We start from the raw sequence: 20,524 nt of genomic DNA on the forward strand, positions 1-20,524 counted from the left end.
GGCACGGAGTGGTATTGATCAATGGATTGACCTCACAGCAGATCGCGCAGGACCAACCCCCTGCCACGGCGCCCAACATGCCCCAGTAACAGCTCGGCAGTCGCCATGGCATCCACCAACGCGTTGTGCGCATCATGGGGTGGAAGATGATAGCGATCACGACACGCCTGAAGGCGCAAATCACCGGGCCCGATGGTCTGCTGTCTTCGCTCCAGCAAGCGGTGCTCGAGAAGCAGGGTATCCACCACCGGCACCAGCAGTGGCGCGCCAAAGACCTGCTGGCAGGCACGATCGAGAAATGCCACATCGAGGGAGGCGTGATGGAACACCCACACCGCTTCCCTGGCCGCGGTAATCAGCGCCCTGAGTGCCGTCTCCGTATCCCCCGCTGCCGATAGCTCGCAGTCGCGCAACTGATGAATCACCGCGCTTTGACCGACGCTGCGCTCATTGCGAATCAAGTGATGTTGCGCGCTGGCCAATACAATCTCACCCGCCTCAATCACCACCCAGCCCAGACTGAGCAACTCGCCTTCGGCAACCTCCAGCGCCGACATCTCCGCGTCACAGACGAGGAATTTCAGATCTTCCACGGCCGTTCCCGGTTTCGGCAACGGGCCCGCCCACAGCGCCGCCAATTCCGGAGCGGGCGGCGTACGCCGGGTTTGCAGCCAGCGTCTGGCCTGCAATCGCCACATCAGCCCATTCCCGCTCGATAGGTCTGGCGAATCGCGGACTGGGCCTCATCGATAATGGTGAATGCATCGCGAAGCTGCTCTCTAGCGAGCCTCGGCAGCGTGCGGGGATTGACATAGTTATCGACGGGAGCGCCCGCCATAACCTGGTCGCACTGGTGGCGAATGCGAACACCCTGGATGAAATGAAGCGCATCCGCGAGATTTCTCGAATCCGCCATGGTCATGAACCCCTGCTTTGCGAGGCCGGCCAGTCGCTCCTCGGTGTTCACCGCCGGTAGTGAATGGGCCAGCGCATGCAATCGGGCAATTTCGGTGACCGGCAAAATACCGCGCTTTTTGATGTCGAGACTATCGCGATGGTCGCCGTTTCGATCCACCACAAATCGCCTGAAGATGCCCAGAGGCGGGCGGGTGTCAAGTACGTTGGCCGCCAGTGCAGCGAGGAAAATCGTGTTGCTGCTGGCTTGTTCCAGCATCACCTTTTGCAAACGGGCGACGAGGTCAGCCTCACCGTAAAGGCACCTGAGATCGAAAAAAATACTCACCCGCATCACCGCGTCATTGGTCGGCGCCCGCGCCCAGCGTCTTACGGTTGATTGCCAGGTCGCCAGTGGCTGACGCCAACTCTCGGTGGTTGCCATGATCTCGCCGGGACAATACTTGTAACCACACATAGCAAGACCATCGCTCACCCGGGTCGCGAGCTTGCTGTACCAGTCAAGTTCACCGGGTTCGACGTTGTCATCAATGACGATACCGTTATCCTGGTCCGCGCCAAGAAGCTGTTCTGCCCGCGCCTGGGAGCCAAAGCCAATCCACGCCCAGGGCTTCGGCGCCGGCCCCAGTTCAGCCTCCGCCAACTGAATCAGGCGCACGGCAATGGCGTCAGAGATTGCCGTCAGGATCTGCGATATCTGCTGGGCGCTCATACCGCTGCTAAACCACTGCACCATCAGATTGCTAATGCCCGCCACCAATTGACGGATGCCGTCCACATCCTGCTGCCGCGAAATCCGCTGCACCAGATAGACCGGGTCATCCTGACGAGCAACAATCAGGTCAGAGGTGGTCACCACGCCGGCCAACTCACCGTCGCGGGTTACCGGTAGGTGATGAATTCCAGATTGGGTCATCATCAGCGTTGCCGCAAAAATGGACTGGCCGGCATCGATCGAACGGGGTTGAGGGGTCATGACTTCACTCACGGCGACCGAGGGGCTCACTCCCGCCGCCAAAACCCGGACCCGCAAATCGCGATCGGTCAGTATCCCGCGGAGCTTGCCCTGATCAACGACAAACGTTGACGACACCCGTCGCGCCGCCATGGCCGCCGCGGCGGCCTGAACCGTCGCCTCCGGCGCAATCGTCAACAGGTCTTTTGCCATTACCGTGGCCAGCTCTGCTGCCATCGCATTGGGCTCAGCCTGATAGCGAGCCGCCCGCCGCAGGCGCCGGCTGCGCTGGCCCGTAAAATAACGATCAACAGCCCGATGACTGCGTCGGAGTGCCTGATAATCCGACTCGGGAAGTCGATAAATCAGGGCATCCTCGATTACGGTGGCCACGACATTTTTCTGCTCGGTATTGAGCCCGGCAATACTGAAACTTTCCCCCTCCCCCAGCCGGTCGAGCAGCTTGTTGTCGGCATCACGGATGTCGACCGCGCCGCTGCGCAGCACTCGCAGCCCGGCGGGCGCTTCGGCGGACTCAAAACGAGCGCCCCGCGGCTGATAGGACGCGCGCAGACACGCCACCATCCGATTCAGATCAGCGTCATCGAGTTCGTTAAAGGGTAGCGAACCCCGGAGAAACTCAGCGACCGCCAACATCTCAGTAGCGCCGTTGCCCGGCGCCATTTCCTCGGAATCGTCCACTGGTTAGATGCTCCCGTACAAGCCTGTGACTAGCTTAATCGAGCTGACGGCACGATGAATACACGACGTTAGTCAGGATGCGGGCAGGAAGTGATGCAAGCGCAAACCAAAGTCGCACTGCTACTCGGCGGCACTGAACACGATCGACGCACCCCTTGTGCCCGGGATACGCGCCAGGTTGGATGAATACAGGCAGGCCGGGGAGCCATGAAGCCAATAACAAACGGGGCCAGTGGCGCTGCCGCGCCGGGTAACGCTGTGCTCATGGGCGGCCTGTGCGAGGGGTTTCAGGCGTCAAATCCAGTCCAATGGTGCATCATGCGGCGGGCATGATTTGCCATCGCGGGGGTTGTATTTGGCAGGGTACTCGCTATAAAGGCCGGCCGATCCGTTTACATTGAGGCACTGCACTAAAAATGAACAGTGACCAAAACCGACCCTCCCTGGCTGAACGTTTGCTCGCCACTATCGAGCGCACCGGTAACCGCCTGCCCGATCCTGCGCTGCTGTTTATCGCACTGCTGGTCATCGTCTGGGTCGTGTCGTGGCTGCTGTCGGGCGTGACGTTCAATGCTATCGACCCTCGCAGTGGCGAGCCGGTGGTCATTGTCAACCAACTCGCAGGCACCAGTCTCACCCAGTTTCTTGGGGACATGGTGGGTACCTTTGCCCACTTCCATCCGATCGGCGTCGTGCTGGTCGCCATGTTGGGGATTGGTGTTGCCGAGCATACCGGGTTTATCAATACGGCCCTGCGGTCCATGTTACGGGTTACCGCCGACTGGCTGCTAACCCCCATGGTGATACTGGTGGGTATTGTCAGTCATACCGCGGCCGATGCCGGCTATGTGCTGGTAATACCGCTGGGCGGCGTTATTTTTTATGTTGCGGGTCGACACCCGCTGGCGGGGATCGCCGCCGCATTTGCCGGCGTATCCGGGGGCTTTTCAGCGAACTTCATCCCCTCAGCGATTGACCCCATGCTTGCGGGTATAACCCAGTCCGGTGGCCAGCTTATCGATCCCGACCTTTCGATCAATCCACTCAACAACTATTTCTTTACCGCGATTTCCTCGGTGGTGATTATCGGGCTGGGCTGGTTAATCACCGACCGGTGGGTGACACCTCGCCTTGCCAGCCTGCCGGTTGACGACGACGCAGAACCACCCCCGACGCTTGAACCCCTGTCCGCCAGTGAAACCCGTGGCCTTCGATTTGCGCTGGGGGTGATGCTGGCGAGCACCGCGCTACTGGCCTTTACCGCCTGGCCTGGGGACTCGGCGTGGAGAGGCAGTAGCGGCTCACTCACCGAATCGGGATCTCCGCTGATGTCCTCCATTGTCGCGCTAATCTTCCTTTTGTTTTTACTGCCCGGTGTGGTTTACGGCGTTGTTGCGGGTACCGTACGCAGCGCCAAAGACATCATCGATGGTATGACCCAGGCGATGCACAGCATGGCGTATTACCTGGTCATCATGTTTTTTATCGCGCAGTTTATTTACGTCTTCGGCGAATCCAATCTCGGGGTACTCATGGCGCTTGAAGGCGCCGCACTGCTGAAATCGATTGGGCTACCCTCTGCCATGACGATTATGGGCATTGTTTTACTGACGGGCGTTCTCAACCTGTTTATTGGCTCCGCATCGGCCAAGTGGGCACTGCTTGCACCGATTTTTGTTCCCATGTTGATGGAACTTGGTATTAGTCCCGATCTGGCGCAGGCGGCGTATCGCGTGGGCGATTCAACGACCAATATCATTACCCCGCTCATGCCTTATTTTCCGCTCGTGGTCGTGTATTGCCAGCGCTACGTCAAAAACACCGGCATTGGCACCGTGACCGCTATGATGGTGCCCTACTCTTCGGTTTTCCTTTTGCTGTGGACCCTGTTCCTGATGCTGTACTGGGCCACGGGCCTTCCGCTGGGGCTGCAGTCGAGCTACAGCTACGGCTAAGCGGTCCACCGGGATCCGCGCAGCATCCTGAATCAACCCGGTATAATCGACCACATGACGATTGAAAACGAATTTGACGGCACCCCTGGCCGCGCTGAAACCCGGCGCATTAGCCGTACCACGGTGCGTCCCATGTCCGCGTTGGATTTGCTTTCCCAGCGGGAGATGGCCAGCCTCGCGAACGCCAACGCCGCTATTCACGAGCTCTTTCGTCGCTGTGCACTGGCGATTCTCAATACCGACGGCGAGACCGATGACGCCCGCTCGGTTTACGACACCTATGCGGATTTTGACGTTAATGTGATCCCGGAACCCCGCGGTCTGAAGCTGGAACTCTTCAATGCGCCGGCTGAGGCGTTTGTCGATGGAACCATGATTGCGGGTATCCGCTCGCACCTGTTCGCCGCACTGCGCGACATTGTCTTTACGGAACACAAGATCAATGAGCGGGAGACCTTCGACCTTTCCTCGGGCGAGGGCATCACCGATACCGTGTTCCGGATATTGCGCAACGCCGGCGTCGTCCGAAGTGATACCCAACCCGGACTCATCGTCTGTTGGGGCGGGCACTCGATTTCACGCACCGAGTACGACTATTCAAAAAATGTAGGCTACTCACTGGGGCTACGCGGTTTCGATATTTGTACAGGCTGTGGCGCCGGTGCGATGAAGGGCCCAATGAAGGGTGCCGCCATCGCCCACGCCAAACAGCTCAAGCGCGATAGCCGATACGTGGGGATCTCGGAACCCGGCATCATCGCCGCCGAATCCCCCAACGCCATCGTCAATGAGCTCGTCATCCTCCCGGATATCGAAAAGCGGCTTGAGGCCTTTGTGCGTGTTGCCCACGGCATCATTATTTTTCCGGGCGGCGTGGGTACCGCCGAGGAAATACTCTTTTTGCTGGGGCTCAAACTTCACCCCAGGAATGCGGATATCGAGCTGCCGCTGATCTTTACGGGACCCGCGGAAAACAGCGCGTATTTTGAACAAATCGACACTTTTCTTCGGATGTGCCTCGGCGATGACGTGGCCGAGCATTACCAGATTATTACCGGGGATCCCGCGAACGTCGCTCGCGCGACCAGGACTGCGGTCAAGGCGGTACGTCGCCAGCGAATCACCCACAGTGAATCTTTCAGCTATTGCTGGAATCTCCACATCCCTGATGAACTGCAGCAACCGTTTATTCCCACCCACGACAACATGGCGGGATTGAAACTGCACCGGGATCAACCACAACACCTGCTTATCGCGGAACTCAGACGAGCGTTCTCAGGTATTGTTGCAGGCAACGTGAAAGACTTCGGCGTGCGCGCTATCGAAGCCCATGGACCCTATCGGCTGCACGGGGAAGGCGAGATTATTGATGGGCTCGCCGGTCTTCTGCACGCCTTTGTGCGCGATGGGCGTATGAAAATCGACCCGGGTACCTACAAACCCTGCTTTGAGCTCGCCGCAGGCAAGCCAGAGGATACCTGAGCAGTCAGGCCAACCCACCGCTTTGTAATCGTGGCGCTTGCGACTCAGTCACTGATGGCAGCGCGCGCACTACGAGGCATGAGGGGACGGAGAACTTTGGCGCGCTACCCGAAGCGATGAATCACCCGGTTCATGATGGCTCAGGTAGTAGGCTTTCCCCGGACATCCAGCCGCACACACCGGTGTGATACCGCTTCAGCCCCTCGCTTCAACGACCGCCAAAAAGGCCTGGGCATACTTGGCACACTTGCGATCACCGACGCCGGAAATGGCGGCGAATTCGTCGACGCTGCGCGGACGCTGCTCACAAATCTGTTGTAGCGTTTTATCGTGAAAAATAATGTAGGGCGGAATCCCCTGTGCCTCCGCCAGCTCCCGTCGACAATCCCGCAGCGCCTCCCACAGCTCGACATCGACGTGCTCGGGTAGGGGTGTTTTCGTGGTGCGTTTGGACGCGGAGGGTTTGGGATCCTTGCGCAGTTGCACTTCGATCTCACCGCGAAGTACTTCGACCGCCGTTTCCTGCAGGCGCAACGCGCCGTAACGGGCTTCGTCTACTGTCAGAAAACCGCGGGCAACCAACTGCCGGATTACCGAGCGCCAGGTCCGCGTATCCAGCGCGTCACCGACCCCGAAAGTGCTGAGTCGATGGTGGTCGTTCTGAAACACCTTATCGTTCTCAACACCGCGCAAGACATCAATCAGATGATTCACACCGAAACGCTGGCCTGTTCGGTAAACCGCCGATAACGCCATCTGCGCGGCCTCGGTACCATCCCAGGTCGGCACCGGCGTCAGACAGGCATCACAATTGCCGCAGGGCTGCGGCATGTCCTCATCGAAATAGGCCAGCAAGGCCTGACGACGACAGGAGGTGATCTCACACAAGCCCAGCATCGCACTGAGTCGCTGCTGCTCCCGACGCTTGTGTTCTTCGCTACCCTGTGAGGTATCCAGCATTTGGCGCAGGGTAATTACATCCTGCAAGCCATAAACCATCCAGGCGTTGGCGGGAAGTCCATCGCGGCCAGCGCGGCCGGTCTCCTGATAATAGGCCTCTACCGTTTTGGGCAGATCGAGGTGGGCGACAAAGCGCACATCGGGCTTGTCGATGCCCATGCCAAAGGCAATGGTCGCCACTATGATCACGCCCTCCTCGCGCAAAAATCGACGCTGGTTCTGAGCGCGCTCCTCCGCCGGAAGGCCGGCGTGATAAGGAAGCGCCTCAAAGCCCTGATCGGCGAGCCAAGCGGCGGTTTCATTCACGCGTTTGCGCGACAGACAGTAAACAATACCGGCATCATTCGGGTGCTCCTGCTGCAGGAAGCGCAATAACTGGGCCCTTGGGTTTTCCTTCAACGCGATCTGGTAGCAAATATTCGGCCGATCAAAACTCGAGTAGAACTTTTGCGCGGTCTCCAGATTCAGTCGGCGCTCTATTTCTTCCCGGGTACGGGTATCGGCGGTCGCGGTGAGGGCGATTCGCGGCACGGTTGGAAACCGCCGGTGCAACTCGCTTAACTGGAGGTAGTCCTCGCGGAAATCATGCCCCCACTGGGACACACAATGCGCCTCATCGATCGCGAACAGCGCAGGCTCCGTCGCCTGCAACAGTTCCAACATTCGCGGCTGCAACAGCCGCTCGGGCGCGACGTAAAGAAGATCCAACTGGTCACCCAGCCAGGCCCGCTCGACCGCCTGGGCGTCCTCCCCGCTCAGGCTGGAGTTCAGGTAAGCCGCCCGCACCCCGAGCTGCTGCAGGGCCTCGACCTGATCCTGCATCAGCGCAATCAGCGGTGAAACCACTATCGCACAACCGGGTCGTAGTAACGCGGGAATCTGGTAACACAGGGATTTGCCGCCCCCGGTGGGCATGATGACCAACGCATCTTCACCCGACACCAGACAGTCAATAATCGACTGCTGGGGCGTTCGGAATTCGCCATAACCGAATACCCGCTGCAGCACGTCCAGTGCCGGGGCGTTTTTTGTGTCGCTGGCGGATGATGACGGGGTATCAGACGGGGAATTCATGCGGCGTACTTTAGGGTTAGCTCCGCATGAATGCCACTCTCACCCGCATCAAATACCCGTTGATCCCAAAAATGAGCGTTCAACTCATCGTCAAGGAAAATGCGTTGTCACTGGCGATCGCGAACAACGCGCTGCTTCACGCTGCCATCGGTAATGGTCGCGCCGTTATCAATAACGATCTCGGACCCGTTCATCAGTACCGACTCGTCCGATGCGAGGTATAGCACCATGTAAGCGATGTCATCCGGGTGACCCGACGGATTGCCCCGTTCCACTTCCTGCTCGCCGCTACGCCGTTCGCGCTCCTCGCGCAGCCCGCGCACCATCGCCGTTTCAATTCGCCCCGGATGGATCGAGTTACAGCGAATCGGCTCCCCCGCCGCCGACGTTCCCGCCGCAATCGACTTGGTCATCGAGCGGATCGCGCCCTTCGCCGCGGAGTAGGCAAACACATAAGGAAAGCCGCCAATGGCCGTCACCGACGACATATTGATGATTGAGCCACTCCCGCTCCCGGTATTACGCATGGCGGGCAAGCCATATTTGCAGCCGAGAAAGGTACCCTCGCTGTGGACCTGCTGCACCCTGCGGAAATCCGCCAAAGAGGTCTCCTCTACAGACCCTGCGACCACAATTCCGGCGTTGTTCACGAGGACGTCAAGCTGACCGAAGGTGGCGACCGTTTTTTCGACCACCGCCTGCCACGATGCCTCGTCCGTCACATCGTGGGACAACTTCAGCAGCGTGTCGGCCGCTTCATCGAACTGCTGATCGAGTTTGGAGACTTCCAGGTCAGTAGCCGCTACCCGTGCACCCTCCGCCAGCAGCATTCGTGTAATGGCCTCGCCCAGCCCCCCCGCCGCTCCGGTGACAATGGCCACCTTACCTTTGACTCTATCCATGGCTCAATCCCGTTAATTCCCGGATCCACTCGGTTAAAAAGCAGATCGCTATTGGCAAAAAAAAGCGGAGCGCGGGCATCCTCAGACAACCAGCCTCCGCTTGGATAACATTCCTCGGTGCTCAAAAACGCCCGGCCGGTAGCAAAACCGGTCGGGCGCGCGTCAAACCCTAGAATGAATAGCCGAAACTAACCCCATACGTTCTGGGGGGTAGATAGGCCGTGAACGACGGGGTACCCAGAGCGAAGATGGTGGTGTAGCCCGATGATTTGACCAGTTCATCGTCGGCATTGCGGATGTAGGCACCAACGCGAACACCACTGGGGTGGTTGTAGTTCACGAAGGCGTTATACATGGTGTAGGAATCCTGATAATCAGGCCGCTCATTGAAGCTGGTGAGGTAGTACTCGTCCGAATACACCGCTTCGCCACGCAGGGTCAGATCGCCCCCCTTAACCGTCCAGGTGTACTCCGCCGCAATATTGGCGGTCACATCGGGCGCCTGAGGCAGCTGGTTACCCGAGAGATCCTGAGGCGGTGTACCGGGGAAGGTGGGGTTTTCGGATTCGAAATCCTCAAATTCCGCGTTCAGGATGCCCAGCGACGCATCGATCTGGAAGTTATCGGTGAGCAGCATTTTGGCTTCAAATTCGAGACCTTCAATACCGGCGTTCGCTGCATTTTCCGTCAGCGCACTGGCGTCGAGTACCTTGGTCACCTGCAGGTCTTCGTAGTCGTAACTAAAGGCCGTCAGGCTCAACTGCACCCGCTCATCCATCAGCGTCGCCTTCGCGCCGATTTCATAGCTGCGAATTTCTTCTTCATCGAACGAGGGCGCCAGGGCACCGACGGAGAAGCCGCCGCTCTTAAAGCCATCGGAGACGCTGGCGAAGAACATCCACTCATCGGAGGGCTGATATTGGATAATCCCTCGGGGTGAAACGTTGCTGAAATCCAGATCACACTCGAGCGCATCGCAGTCACGCATAACGGTAACTAAAGGCGAATACTCGCCATTAATCTCGACGTCTTCGTAGGTATAACGAAGGCCAGCAGTGGCCGACCAGGCATCACTGAACTGGTAGGTCGCTTCACCGAAAACCGCATAGGAAGTGGTCTCTACATTGGCGCCATTAACAAACAGCAACACGGTACCGACGCCATCATCGGGCGGATAGAACGGTGCCGGTGCCGAGGGCAGCAGGAAACCCTCCTTGGATACCGTGGCGATGTCGTTCTCTTCATTGAAATAGAACGCACCCGCCAGCCAGCTGAGCTTGTCACCGTCGTAGGTGAGCTGGAATTCCTGGCTCCACTGCTCAGCTTCCTCCTCCCGGTTGGGGCCCGAGAAAACCACCACGTTGGTGGCATCGATATCGGATTCAACGTTGACCTCGGTGTCGCGGAACGCGGTGATCGACTTGAACGTATAGTCGTCCATCTCCCAAACGGCGGTCAGGTCGGTACCAAAAATATCCCGTTTGTTGAGGATATCCCGCTCGGTATTGATGTCCCGGCTGCCAATGGGGAAGGCATCACCACCGAGTAATACACCGCCGAGCTCGGCCTCGGGGTTGGTCTTACCACCGAATTTCATGCCGTACATGCTGTCGTCCTGGTGGTAGTTTTCCACCACCCAATCGAGGGTCAGGTTGTCGCTGGGCAGGAAACGCATGGTTGCCCGAATCGCCTGGAGGTCCTGGGCATCGGTATCGTTACCCGAGAAAATATTCTTCGCCCAACCATCGTGTCGATCGGTACGAATCGCGATTCGTCCGAGCACTTTGTCCGAGAACAGCGGGCCGCTGATAGCCGCCTCAACCGTCGCCGAGTTGTAGTTACCAAAGCTGGTATCGATATAACCCGAGAGCTCCTCGGTAGGCCGGTTGGTGACAATATTCACAGCACCACCGGTCGCGTTACGACCGTATAGGGTGCCCTGGGGGCCGCGCACGACTTCGAGGCGATCCACATCAAAGAAACTAGAGGCAACCGCCATCGGTCGACCGATGTAGACGCCATTGACGTGCATGGCGACGTTGGCAGTTGTGCCGTTGTTCAAAATGGAGAAACCGACACCGCGGATCGTGGGAACGGCAGATCCCAGTCGTACGGCGAAGTTAACATTGGCCATCCCTTGCTGGGCGTCTTCCATATTGCTGACCATCGTCTCGCGCATGGCCTTACCGGTAACCGCCGATACCGACAGGGGAATCGTCTGCAGGGATTCTTCCTTTTTACGTGCGGTAACCACGACTTCCTCGAGGGTTACGCTTTGTGCCGCGGTATAGGCCGAGGTCGAGAATAAAATGGGGGCAATGGCCAGGGCCAGTTTGGTTTTGGGTATCGATCTCATAGTGGATTTCCTTGTTTATTAGTATCAATTTAACGTTGGATCTAACCTGGCACGATGGCCAATCACTGCTTTGCTACGGTACTGCTAGTCAATCACTCCCTGTGCTTTCAATTGATGTTCAAGATCATTGCGATCGATCTTGCCGCTGGTATTTCGCGCCAATTTCTCAAACGCAATGGAAATAAACTTTTTCGGACACTTGTAGCCGGCCAACTGTTCGCGACACGCGGCACGCAATTCATCGAAAAGGGTCTCGGTATCGCTCGTTGCCGCGGCAATAACGGCGACCGGCACTTCACCCCATTGGTCATCTCGCGCTGAAATCACGACCGCGTCGTCGACACGATGATCCGCCAGCAGGACCGTTTCGATCTCGGCGGGATAAATGTTCTCGCCGCCCGACTTGATCAGGTATTTGGCGCGACCGTAAAAATCAATCGATCCGTCCGGATTCTGGGTAAACAAATCGCCCATACGAAACCAGCCACCGGCAAAGTCCTTGGCGTTCACCTCATCGTTGTTCCAGTAACCGCTGAACAGCGTCGGCCCTTTGACAGCGGCTTCACCCACTTCGCCACGCGGCACATCGTTACCGTCGGGGTCAACAAGGCGAAAGGCGCACAGGGAGTTGAGCTGCTTGGACAACTTCTCGGGTTCCTCGCCAATGGGTATGGCGTGCCCGGATGCCGGCGCGATACCGGTCTCGGTGGCACCGAAGGTATTGAGGAAAGGCGCATTGATTCGACGGCTGATCATGGCCAACTGTTTTTTAGGTAGTAGATCGGCCATTGCACCGACGCGTTTCACGCCTTTGGGTTCGATATTTTGCGCGTCGAGGGCCTCTATGAGGCGATCGATGGTCGCAGGCACCAACAGTAGCCAGCTCAACTTTTCTGCACCGATCGTCCGGGCAATAAATGCCGGATCAAAGCCGTCGGCGACAAAAACAGTTCCGCCCATCATCAGCGTTGACAGGCTGTGCTCCGACCCACCCATATGAAACATCGGTGACCAGGCAATAAAGCCGTCCTCGGGAGTGGTATCGAGATCGGTGCGAAACAAGGTCATTCGGGCAATCAGTGCGCGCTGGCTGAGCAGCGCCGCTTTCGCAGGCCCCGTCGTACCGCTGGTATAGAGAATGAGCAACCCTGATTCGATATTCATTTCCGGCGCGCCGCGCGGCATCGTCGCCGTCGATGCCCAGCGACTAAAGCTCGCCTCCAGCGATACCGCCTTGATGCCGGTGCGCTCCGAAAGCGCGCCCGCCGCATCGGCAAACCGCTCCGAGTACAACAACAACGATGGCGTCACAAGACGTACACACTGCTCGACCTCATCCGTAGACCCACGCCAATTCTGACAGGCAACGATCAGCCCCAGATATGCCGCCGCAAGGTGAAGTTCGACGTATTCGATCGAATTCTGGGCGAGGATGGCAACACGCTCCCCCCGCGCAAGCCCCATCGATTGCAACGCGTTGGCGACCGAAAGAACCCGTGCCAGGGTCTCGGCGTAAGTGAACACCCGCTCGCTATCCACCAGTGACCGCTGATCGGGGGTTCGGCCGGCCGCCTCGCGAAAGAGATCGAAGACGCTGAGACTTCCGGCCGCCATGACATAGGCGGGAGGGCAGTAGTCGGCGGGCGGCAGCGATGCCGAAGAACTATCCGCCATTACCCGACCTCACTTCTGGTGATGCAGATCAAGACAATGATGCCCCGCGCGCAGGCACGGCGACGACCGCGACTCACGGCGTTCACCGGTTGCATTAGCACGTGCGCCCTCTCCCCACGCTCCGGGTGGACGGTAAAAACGGTCTGATTCGCTGTACGTACATCCCGGGAAGGACCTTTTATAAGGTTATTATTATTACTTGTTTGCAACAAGCGAGTGAAAGAGTATCCGAATGCAACGCCTGTCGCAATAGTGTTCAGTTTGCCACCTTCGCGATCAAGGTATAACACAAAAGATACCGGGACCGGCCAATGCCCGCGCCGGCATGACGCTGTTCAGTCGCTAATGGCCCCCTGCGGGACACCCTCGCAACCTATGCACAAGGGATGCACCAGGGGGTCAGCGCGATAGGTCGGCGCCCCGATCAGGATGCCGCGAAGTCTTCCGGGACCACGATATAACGACTCACCAGGTCATCGCGCAGCTCCACCCACCCGAGAAAGCGCAGCTCCTTCCCCGACGGGCCAACCACACGGCCTCGAAACGCGCCGGAGTTACCGGTGACGATCGTTTCATCGACCTTGTGTTTGATTTGGATGATCTGGGTCTCCTTAACGCGGACCCGCATAAAATCGAGCAACGCCTGGCGTCCGCTCAAGCGATCGGTTTGCCGGGAATCGTGGCCGTCGTGGGCCCACACCTGGGTGTGCTGCCATTCCATATCGGGGGTAAACGCCATTACCGCGCCATCGGGGTTGGCCGTATCCACGTTATCAAAGTAACAGCCCTGCAAATGGGCCTTCAGTGCTTCCGGGGTCATTGTACTTACTCCTTGGCTTATCGGTGGTAAAAGGGGGCGGCGGCGGACCGGTCGGGCAATACCACCACGGTCTCGTCAACCTCGACATAACACCAGTGGTCAAACCATTCGGCCTCGATGGGGCGAAGCGCATCATGCATAGTGCTCCGCCAGTCGACAAAGTGTTCGGGCGTGGTAAACCACAACTCTGCATAGCCATCCCAGCGACGATGAAAATCCAGCTCACGCTCGGTGGCCTGCGGGCTAAACACTGAGGAGCCCGGCGGGTAAAAGTCGGTCTTTACATCGGTAAGCTGTGGAAAGTTGACCGTGTATCCCAGTAATCCCGGGGCAGCGCGAACCTGATCGGCATACTGGGTGCACCAGGCCGATCTGAATTCGTGATCGCTCACGCCTTCTTTCTTTCGGCCCAGCTGTACCAGTTTGAACACCTTGTGCTCCGGGCGGCGTACGGGTAATACGACGTGCTCATCAACCGCGAACGATAGTGGCGGTGTGGAATACAGAAAAGCCTCATCACCGCCGAGGTCCAGGAGCCGTTCGTCGCGCTCAAGCCCGGCGGGGCCGGGTCTGTCCTGGACCAGCGCTCGGGCGGCGCGATAATCGGCAATGGAATCGAAGAAAAGCTGACTCAAACCATCCCAGTCGGTGGCGACGTCGTCTCTCTCGACACCCATTGGGCCGGCGATGGTATCGGCGATCCAGTCCTGTGTGCTGGACTCAGCGCGAATATTCACCAGATAGCCACGCAAACCCTTCAACCGGCGTACACAGGAACTGTGATACCCAATATGCGCGGCGCGGTAGTCGTCTCTACTCATGCCCCTCGCGCGACAGGTGAGGCTCGCGACCTTTAACACGGTACAGTCTTCCCGGTGATCATCGGAAGTAATACTCGGGTGGCCGGGATCGGTTGGGCATTACAATCACGTTTTCATCGACCGCCACATACCAATTCGCCTCAAAAAGCTCATCTTCCAGCGCGTTCAGACGGTCGTGATCGCGAAACTGCCTGCGCGCTTCGATGAACGCCTCAAGCGAGGAGAAGTAGAGTTCGTTGGCACCGTCCCACAGATCGAAGAAGGCTTCGCGCTCGGTGCGACCCTGTTCAGTAAAACACCAGTGATCCTCGGGGTAATAACCCCTGACTGCCGCATCGATATCCCGATAACGAAGGTTCCCGATCAAGCCATTGAGCGCGTCTAATTCCGCCAGTAAGACCAGATACTCGCAACGCAATCGCTCTTTGAACTCCGCTGCCGACAACGAGGGTTTGGCGCGAAAAAACTGCACCAATTTAACGGGCCGCCGCTCCTCCCGCAGCACCGGCTTTGCCAGCATCTCTTCCATACGAATGTGGTAAGAACGAAATTGCGGACTGTCGTCGCTGACCCGATCGAATAGATAAGGACCATCGGCAAGCGTCCAGTCGACATCAATAACCACGCCGTCTTTGGTTGCCCGAGTGGGCTCCTGCACACCCGCCTGCGTCCAGGATTGCCAGCTATCGAAATAGACCGCTGGGAACCCATCCCAGAGCGACAGGAAGTGCCTGGGCTCATTACGTACCTGCGCGCCCGCTTCGAGCGCAAGGCGGGCGCTCAATGTTGAATCCTCGTCGTGAATATTGACCGAGTAACCGCGAATAGCATTGAGGCGCCGGGTATTGGAGCAATGAAAACCCACATGACCTGCCCGGTATTCATCGTGGCTGAGCAGGGCAACGTTGCGCTTCAGGAACGCCCACACCTTGAATTGGCAAAACGAGTGATCCACACCCATAGTTATTGTTTGATCGCTGGCCCTTGTTAAGCGCTCCAAGGTCGTCTAAGTTCTTGCTCGTGTCAAGCAAGTTTAGGCTGCCGGTACCCGGATGATGGAAACAAAGACGCTCACCCTTGCAAAGCTTGCGACCGATATCCTCGAAGCCATCGGAACGCCCCCGACACCCGCCGCGCAGGTCGCACATTCCCTGCTCGAGTCCGATCGACGCGGAGCCCCTACCCATGGCTTGAGTCTGCTACCCCTGTATGTGCAAATGGCTGAAGCCGGCGTCATTGACGCCACTGCCACACCCGTGACTCACGACCTCGGCGCCAGCCTGGCCCGCGTCGACGGGCGTGCGGCATTCGGCCAGTTAACGGGCAGTGAAGCGGTCAACGTGGGTATCCAAAAAGCACAACAACAGGGAGTGGCGGCGATTGGAATCGGCGACGGTACCCATCTTGGTCGCCTCGGTGAGTGGGCCGAGCGCGCCTGTGACGCCGATATTGCTTTCCTCGCCTTCGGCAATACCGGCGGCGGCGCACTGACCGTCGCCGGGCCCAATAAGGCCAGCCGGGTACTTGCACCCAACCCGATTGCCTTTGGCATACCTACCTGCGGCGCCACAGAAAATCACGTCATTGTCGACTTCGCCACCTCCCAGGTCTCGGGGTCGCGTATCCGCGAGGCGGCCAATGCCGGTGACCGACTCAACCCCGACTGGGTCATCGCAGCGGACGGCGGTATCACCGATGATCCCCAGGCCTTTCTCGATGGCTTGGCGGCCCTGCGACCGCTGGGTGGCGCGAGCGCCGGCCATAAAGGTTTTGGGCTGATGGTCGCCGCCGAGATGTTCGCCTCAATGGCCGGCGGACTCATGGCCGGAGAAGAAGAGGTACCCTGGTTTACCAACGGCGCCCTGTTCCTGCTGCTCGACGTTACCCGTTTCGCACCGAGGGAGGCGTGGGCGGGTCGCGCCGGTGCGTTTACCCGCTATGTCGAAAGCTGTGGCTATCGGATGCCCGGCAGCGGCGGAACACGGGGCCCGGGTGATACCCTGATCCTCGCCGACCACACGCTGGCCGCCCTTTTGGATCTTGCGAGTAAACTGGGGGTGAGCCACCGGGGTCTGGTGGCAGCTGCCAAGGCCCCGCGGGCAACCCAAAGCTGGTGAACGCATCGACACGGCAGCAGTACGATTCAATTCGCCGTATCGGCAAGCCTCAACACAGGAGTAAACCGTGACCGCGATCGACACCGAGCAACTGCGCACGCTAATGGACATGGAGTCGCAACGTAATCGCCCCCCGTCCGGGTTTCCGTCGCTCCCCCCGGTGCCCTCCCGGCGTTACTCAGATCCGGCCTTTTATGAGCAGGAACAACAACAGGTCTTTCGACGGTCCTGGCTACTCGCCGCCCACATCGACGAATTGCCCGAACCCGGCAGCTTTCTGCGCTGGGATATCGCGGAACCACCGGTTGTTCTGGTGCACGCCAGTGATGGCACCATCCACGCCCTGATCAATCGCTGCAGTCACCGCGGTGCGCCGGTGGTTATGCCCGCAACGGGCAGTCGACCGCGACTCACCTGTCCTTACCACGGCTGGAGCTATGCACATGACGGCGAGCTAATTGCCATCGCCAGCGACCGCGACTTCGGCGCGATTGACAAGGCAAATCTCGGGCTTCCTGCGCTGCGCTGCGAACGTCTGGGTGCGCTCATTTTCGTCAATTTTGACTCGCAGGCACCCAGCCTTGAAGCCAGCCTGGGATCACTGATCGATGAGTGGGCCGAATTCGATTTGCAGAACTGCCGGCTGTCGCGACGCGACCGCTTCACCATAAAGAGCAACTGGAAGATCGCCATGGAGGCGAACATGGAGGTCTACCACGTGCCCATGGTGCATCGAAAAACCGTGGCCGCCGCGCTCGATGCCAATCGCAACGTCAACACCTTCTACCCTGGCGGGCACGGTCGGATGGTCGCCCCCATCCCGCAAAGCCATCAAGGGGGGGCGTGGAAGACCTCCTGGCCGGAAATAAAGTCCGCCGGAGAGATCGCGCGAACCTGCACACTGTCTTACAACGTTTTCCCCAACCTGGTCATGCCGTTGAACCAATACGTCGTGCCACCGATACAATTCTGGCCCAATGGCACCGACGAATGCATTGTCGAGACGTGGACCCTGGCACCCGACTGGCGGAACCATCGCGAATCCGGTCCGGACATGTGGACTGAAAATAACGGAGAAAAGCCCAGCCTCGTGCTTCGTGAAGATATTGAAATGTCGGAAGCCATCCAGAAAGCCATGGCTGACACGGGCGAACGGGGCATTCCTCTGAGTTATCAGGAAGCGCGGATTTACTACTGGCACCAATGGGCTGATGCGTTGATCGGCCTCGATAACATCGAACCCGCACTGCGGGTAGCCGATGTTATTGGCAATGAGTGGGTGCACCCCAACGAGCCGAGACTGGCCTAGAAGCGAACCACAGCATTAAACTGGCGACCTGTATCAGTGGTGTTGCCAACGCTAGCGGCTGCTCGGGGTGATAGTGGTGCATTCCGTGGTCCTGAAGCCTCATCAGAACCTATAAACACAAGCTATAAAAAACCCGCCTTTGGCGGGTTTTTCATTAAGCAATCGAGCAATCTACAGGTGTATTGGAGAATTCCGAACTACAACCTCAGACTTACTCAACAGGCACTGGTGCGCTTGCCTCAGAGCTCAACATCAACCGCGTAAGACACGACGACCTTCATCTGATCATTGTCGAATCCGCCTTCTGCAGCACCGCCACTTACGTCGGTATCGGTAATCATGAATGAGAAACCGCCCTTGGAAACACTGACGTTGTAGTCGTAGTAACCATCGTCGTTGCCGTTAAAGGCCTCGGCGAAGTCACCGTCGTGATAACCCGCGTGCAGGCCGATTTCAACGCCGTTTCCGATCTCGAAACCGTAGTCGATTGAGGCGTAGTACGCTTCGCCGGCGCCGAAGTCCTGACCGGGGCCTTCATCGGCCTCAGTGTTGGTAAGCACCCAGAGGCCGACGCTGAAACCACCGTAAGCAACCGAGCCATAGACTTCACCGAAATCGAATTCGGCTTCCTTGTCATAGTTGTAGTACAGGTAGCCAAAATCCCAGCTGATATCGCCGGTATCGAAGGCGAAGCCCGCGTAGATGTCATGCTCGTAGGAGTAGACATCGCCTGCACCATAGTTAACGTTTGACACCCAGGTACCAGCATAAAAGCCGCTGTCGCTGGCGTAGTCGATACCGCCCTGTACCGCTGCTTCGTTTTCGGTCTGGGTGAGACCACGCCAGATGTAGTTGTTGGTCATTGCCGCATTGGCGCTCCACTCACCGGCATTCGCCTGTGAAGCCATCAAGCAGCCCGCAGCCGCGGCCAGCGCGGTCATGCTTTTGAATAAACGTGGGGAATTTTGCAGTGTAGACATGGTGGTTCCTCTAATAACAGTTTCGTTTTCGTGGGAGTTCGAGGCTGTGCGCGCGGTATCTAAGCGTACCTTTTGACCCAGCACTGGCGTGGACTTAGCAACAACCGCGCCATGTTTTCTATTTAGCTGATTTCATTGAAAAATTAGGGGAATTTGGACGGCGATACGCACACGGGCACGGCTTTGTCACCGACGGCGACACCAGATTGGGGCGCCCCGCGCACCAATTAAGTGCGTACGGGCCAGCATCGGCAATCCCGCTTGCAACCCCTACCGATTTCGAGCTGTTCCCCAACGCGCTTTCAAACATCGGCGCTTTTAAAAAAGCGGTAACTGGGTCATCATTCTCCGACGCTGTATCCTCAACTATTTCCCCAACTACGTCCCCAGGATTTGTTTATGTATCGATCTGTCGTCTGCGCGTTAAGTCTGGTGTGTTGTGTTTCCGGCAACGCTTCCGAAGACCCTTGCCAGGAAATTGTTAACGCGACGCTGGCGGAAGTGCGCGCCGGTGCCGACACCGCGATGAGTGACGATGATGCGGCACTGGTTCGTCTCGCCGCCGGCTCCGCGTGCGTCAAGGCGATGTCGGGCCGCTATGCGGAAGTCGCTGCGGCACCCGAGGTGGTAAGTGAAACAGTCACGAAAGACGAGCCGAGGCCAGAGGCAGCGTCAGATGAAGAGGACGATGGCAGCTTTGAGGCGGGCGGGATTACCTTCCGACCCTTGTCGGGATCCCCCTCGAAAAAACCCTACGAGCGCAATCGCGGCAGCGACGACTGAGGGCAAGGACTATAGTCCTTCCCGATGGAGGCTTCACCACGGCCTTGATGGCTCAATCTGGCCTTGATGGATAGTCACTTATCGCGCACCGGTAACAACCGTTTAGATCGCGGTCACGATGGCGCCGCGACGCCGGACCTGGACGGGAGTAAACTCAAGCTTCTAGCGCCAGCAACTAAACACCCCTGGAGTGTTCCCTAATGAGTGCCTTCGACAATGCCACCCGGTTTTTCCACGCCTGCGAATCCCTGGAGGGCTGGCAGGGCTGTAGTCCTTATGCCAGCAAAGGCGCCCACTTTTCTGCACAGAGCGAGCCCATCGCAACGCTTTCATCCGTCGAGGAGTACTGCGAGTGGATGGCAGGGCTCGGCAAGACCGCCCTCGCCGGGTGCAGCTACGAGCTGCACAATTCGGCCTATGACGAGAACACACGTACGGCCCTGTTCTTTGGCACGTTTACGGGCACGCATGTCGGCGAAGGTGGTCCTGTCCCGGCTACCGGTCAAACCACCACCAGCCATTATGTGTATGTGCTCACCATGGGCGCCGATGACCGCGTGGCGAAAATGGTTAAAGTCTGGAATGCACCCTGGGCCATGCGGGAACTGGGCTGGATGAGCTAACGCTCTAACCTCGTCTGGCCATATTTGTCGCGACTTCCCAGGCTACTTTGTCGGCGCCTCACGTTTTTCTATGGGTGACCAATGACCAAGGCGCAC

The 20,524-nt window shown here is 58.3% G+C and carries 16 protein-coding genes; 6 read left to right on the top strand and 10 right to left on the bottom strand.

The genetic code is table 11. The annotated features are described in order from the left end of the window. Positions 1–32 precede the first annotated feature (32 nt). The gene (locus NOR51B_RS02480; protein ID WP_009018834.1) at positions 33–698 is read right to left on the bottom strand and encodes a 3'-5' exonuclease; all 666 of its coding nucleotides are present in this window, start codon (positions 696–698) and stop codon (positions 33–35) included. Then, complete coding sequence (locus NOR51B_RS02485; RefSeq protein ID WP_009020260.1) at positions 698–2,572, bottom strand: putative nucleotidyltransferase substrate binding domain-containing protein; 1,875 nt, start codon at positions 2,570–2,572, stop codon at positions 698–700. Before NOR51B_RS02485 ends, NOR51B_RS02480 begins: the two co-directional genes overlap by 1 nt. Before the next feature lie 416 nt (positions 2,573–2,988). Between NOR51B_RS02485 and NOR51B_RS02490 the strand changes: the two genes are divergently transcribed. Continuing rightward, positions 2,989–4,527: an AbgT family transporter gene (locus tag NOR51B_RS02490; protein WP_009021293.1), complete on the top strand. Its 1,539-nt coding sequence runs from the start codon at positions 2,989–2,991 to the stop codon at positions 4,525–4,527. A gap of 54 nt (positions 4,528–4,581) precedes the next feature. After that, positions 4,582–6,009, top strand: a complete 1,428-nt coding sequence (gene ppnN, locus NOR51B_RS02495) for a nucleotide 5'-monophosphate nucleosidase PpnN (protein WP_009019325.1) — start codon at positions 4,582–4,584, stop codon at positions 6,007–6,009. Positions 6,010–6,204: 195 nt separating this feature from the next. Here the strand turns inward: ppnN and recQ are convergent, their stop codons facing one another. The 7 genes from recQ to NOR51B_RS02530 all read right to left on the bottom strand — a co-directional run bounded on the left by recQ (position 6,205) and on the right by NOR51B_RS02530 (position 15,577). Beyond that, complete coding sequence (gene recQ, locus NOR51B_RS02500) at positions 6,205–8,043, bottom strand: DNA helicase RecQ (RefSeq protein ID WP_009021319.1); 1,839 nt, start codon at positions 8,041–8,043, stop codon at positions 6,205–6,207. 107 nt (positions 8,044–8,150) lie between these two features. Then, the gene (locus NOR51B_RS02505) at positions 8,151–8,945 is read right to left on the bottom strand and encodes an SDR family oxidoreductase (RefSeq protein WP_009020038.1); all 795 of its coding nucleotides are present in this window, start codon (positions 8,943–8,945) and stop codon (positions 8,151–8,153) included. Positions 8,946–9,114: 169 nt separating this feature from the next. Next, positions 9,115–11,301, bottom strand: a complete 2,187-nt coding sequence (locus tag NOR51B_RS02510) for a TonB-dependent receptor (RefSeq protein ID WP_009020233.1) — start codon at positions 11,299–11,301, stop codon at positions 9,115–9,117. A gap of 84 nt (positions 11,302–11,385) precedes the next feature. Further along, a complete protein-coding gene (locus tag NOR51B_RS02515) occupies positions 11,386–12,975 on the bottom strand; it encodes a class I adenylate-forming enzyme family protein (RefSeq protein ID WP_009021148.1) in 1,590 nt (529 codons plus the stop codon). A gap of 424 nt (positions 12,976–13,399) precedes the next feature. After that, positions 13,400–13,795, bottom strand: a complete 396-nt coding sequence (locus NOR51B_RS02520) for a nuclear transport factor 2 family protein (RefSeq protein WP_009020626.1) — start codon at positions 13,793–13,795, stop codon at positions 13,400–13,402. A gap of 17 nt (positions 13,796–13,812) precedes the next feature. Beyond that, a complete protein-coding gene (locus NOR51B_RS02525; RefSeq protein WP_009020533.1) occupies positions 13,813–14,616 on the bottom strand; it encodes an EthD domain-containing protein in 804 nt (267 codons plus the stop codon). A 58-nt stretch (positions 14,617–14,674) separates the two neighbouring features. After that, on the bottom strand, positions 14,675–15,577 hold the full coding sequence (locus NOR51B_RS02530; RefSeq protein ID WP_009020192.1) for a hypothetical protein: 903 nt from the start codon (positions 15,575–15,577) through the stop codon (positions 14,675–14,677). A gap of 91 nt (positions 15,578–15,668) precedes the next feature. Here NOR51B_RS02530 and NOR51B_RS02535 point away from each other — a divergent pair, with 91 nt between their 5' ends. After that, the gene (locus NOR51B_RS02535; protein WP_009020380.1) at positions 15,669–16,733 is read left to right on the top strand and encodes an Ldh family oxidoreductase; all 1,065 of its coding nucleotides are present in this window, start codon (positions 15,669–15,671) and stop codon (positions 16,731–16,733) included. Positions 16,734–16,800: 67 nt separating this feature from the next. Continuing rightward, positions 16,801–18,042: an aromatic ring-hydroxylating oxygenase subunit alpha gene (locus tag NOR51B_RS02540; protein ID WP_009019376.1), complete on the top strand. Its 1,242-nt coding sequence runs from the start codon at positions 16,801–16,803 to the stop codon at positions 18,040–18,042. A gap of 239 nt (positions 18,043–18,281) precedes the next feature. Here NOR51B_RS02540 and NOR51B_RS02545 read toward each other — a convergent pair whose 3' ends face one another. Beyond that, complete coding sequence (locus NOR51B_RS02545; RefSeq protein ID WP_040481623.1) at positions 18,282–19,022, bottom strand: TorF family putative porin; 741 nt, start codon at positions 19,020–19,022, stop codon at positions 18,282–18,284. A 399-nt stretch (positions 19,023–19,421) separates the two neighbouring features. Here NOR51B_RS02545 and NOR51B_RS02550 point away from each other — a divergent pair, with 399 nt between their 5' ends. Next, positions 19,422–19,805 (top strand): hypothetical protein, encoded by a 384-nt coding sequence (locus NOR51B_RS02550; RefSeq protein ID WP_009019369.1) that lies wholly within the window; start codon positions 19,422–19,424, stop codon positions 19,803–19,805. Between the two features lie 200 nt (positions 19,806–20,005). Then, positions 20,006–20,428: a hypothetical protein gene (locus tag NOR51B_RS02555; protein WP_009020382.1), complete on the top strand. Its 423-nt coding sequence runs from the start codon at positions 20,006–20,008 to the stop codon at positions 20,426–20,428. Positions 20,429–20,524: the final 96 nt, after the last annotated feature.

The sequence above is a fragment of the Luminiphilus syltensis NOR5-1B genome, from assembly GCF_000158175.1.
Lineage (GTDB): Bacteria > Pseudomonadota > Gammaproteobacteria > Pseudomonadales > Halieaceae > Luminiphilus > Luminiphilus syltensis.

Bases quoted from the DNA above. Each gene is read 5' to 3' on its own strand.
- NOR51B_RS02510 (WP_009020233.1), bottom strand. From the start codon at position 11,301: ATGAGATCGATACCCAAAACCAAACTGGCCCTGGCCATTGCCCCCATT.
- recQ (WP_009021319.1), bottom strand. From the start codon at position 8,043: ATGAATTCCCCGTCTGATACCCCGTCATCATCCGCCAGCGACACAAAA.
- NOR51B_RS02520 (WP_009020626.1), bottom strand. From the start codon at position 13,795: ATGACCCCGGAAGCACTGAAGGCCCATTTGCAGGGCTGTTACTTTGAT.
- NOR51B_RS02480 (WP_009018834.1), bottom strand. From the start codon at position 698: ATGTGGCGATTGCAGGCCAGACGCTGGCTGCAAACCCGGCGTACGCCG.
- NOR51B_RS02535 (WP_009020380.1), top strand. From the start codon at position 15,669: ATGATGGAAACAAAGACGCTCACCCTTGCAAAGCTTGCGACCGATATC.
- NOR51B_RS02555 (WP_009020382.1), top strand. From the start codon at position 20,006: ATGAGTGCCTTCGACAATGCCACCCGGTTTTTCCACGCCTGCGAATCC.
- NOR51B_RS02525 (WP_009020533.1), bottom strand. From the start codon at position 14,616: ATGAGTAGAGACGACTACCGCGCCGCGCATATTGGGTATCACAGTTCC.
- NOR51B_RS02490 (WP_009021293.1), top strand. From the start codon at position 2,989: ATGAACAGTGACCAAAACCGACCCTCCCTGGCTGAACGTTTGCTCGCC.
- NOR51B_RS02505 (WP_009020038.1), bottom strand. From the start codon at position 8,945: ATGGATAGAGTCAAAGGTAAGGTGGCCATTGTCACCGGAGCGGCGGGG.
- NOR51B_RS02545 (WP_040481623.1), bottom strand. From the start codon at position 19,022: ATGTCTACACTGCAAAATTCCCCACGTTTATTCAAAAGCATGACCGCG.
- NOR51B_RS02515 (WP_009021148.1), bottom strand. From the start codon at position 12,975: ATGGCGGATAGTTCTTCGGCATCGCTGCCGCCCGCCGACTACTGCCCT.
- ppnN (WP_009019325.1), top strand. From the start codon at position 4,582: ATGACGATTGAAAACGAATTTGACGGCACCCCTGGCCGCGCTGAAACC.
- NOR51B_RS02550 (WP_009019369.1), top strand. From the start codon at position 19,422: ATGTATCGATCTGTCGTCTGCGCGTTAAGTCTGGTGTGTTGTGTTTCC.
- NOR51B_RS02530 (WP_009020192.1), bottom strand. From the start codon at position 15,577: ATGGGTGTGGATCACTCGTTTTGCCAATTCAAGGTGTGGGCGTTCCTG.